The sequence below is a fragment of the Vibrio sp. 970 genome (assembly GCF_033339075.1).
Genome location: NZ_JAWOTW010000693.1, coordinates 1 through 546, shown reverse-complemented (window position 1 = coordinate 546; position 546 = coordinate 1). Strand labels below are relative to the sequence as shown.

The following is a 546-nucleotide window of genomic DNA, read 5'->3' as shown; positions in this document are numbered from 1 at the left end:
GTTTATGCAGTGTGAAATAGGTGATAGGTCGTAATAGTATTTGGATCCAGACGGCGATGCTAATGCTCACTACAGTCAATAGCATCGCAGCTCAAGGTTGCGTAATTACGATTGTTTGTAGTGAGATAGTGAGGAGATGCGTTGGTGATCCCAACGCCAATGATTATGTTCGTTTATTTGCATTCCGCCCACCCAGTAACATTGCTTTGCTCGCTTTTGGCCTGCTAAACACGCTTTGCCAAATTCGGTCAGAGTAACTTTTTGTTCCCACCAATTTTTCTCTAATGAGTCGATAGCGAAAAGCGGCACTTCGGATTGAGTCAGTGGAAACAGTAGGGCGTAAAACATGACATCACCTAAAAAGGTAGCGGTTCAATTTGCTGATACCGCTTGAACCACTCTGTTACAGAGATGGGTGAACGCGGTGAACTCAATACATTTAAAGCAAGCTGTTGAGTCATGCTCAAACCGCTATTGGTATGAGGCAGTTCTTGCAAGAGACGCCTAAGCACATCGGACATGTTCGGTAAGCAATCCAGTTGATGT

Annotated in this window: 1 protein-coding gene and 1 pseudogene; both read right to left on the bottom strand. The window is 44.5% G+C overall.

All coding sequences use genetic code 11. The features are described from left to right. Window positions 1-105 precede the first annotated feature (105 nt). Window positions 106-348, bottom strand: coding sequence for a hypothetical protein (locus tag R7Q11_RS28660; protein ID WP_225467284.1), 243 nt, complete (start codon window positions 346-348; stop codon window positions 106-108). Between the two features lie 8 nt (window positions 349-356). Next, window positions 357-546, bottom strand: a pseudogene (locus R7Q11_RS28655) (hypothetical protein); the annotation flags it as partial.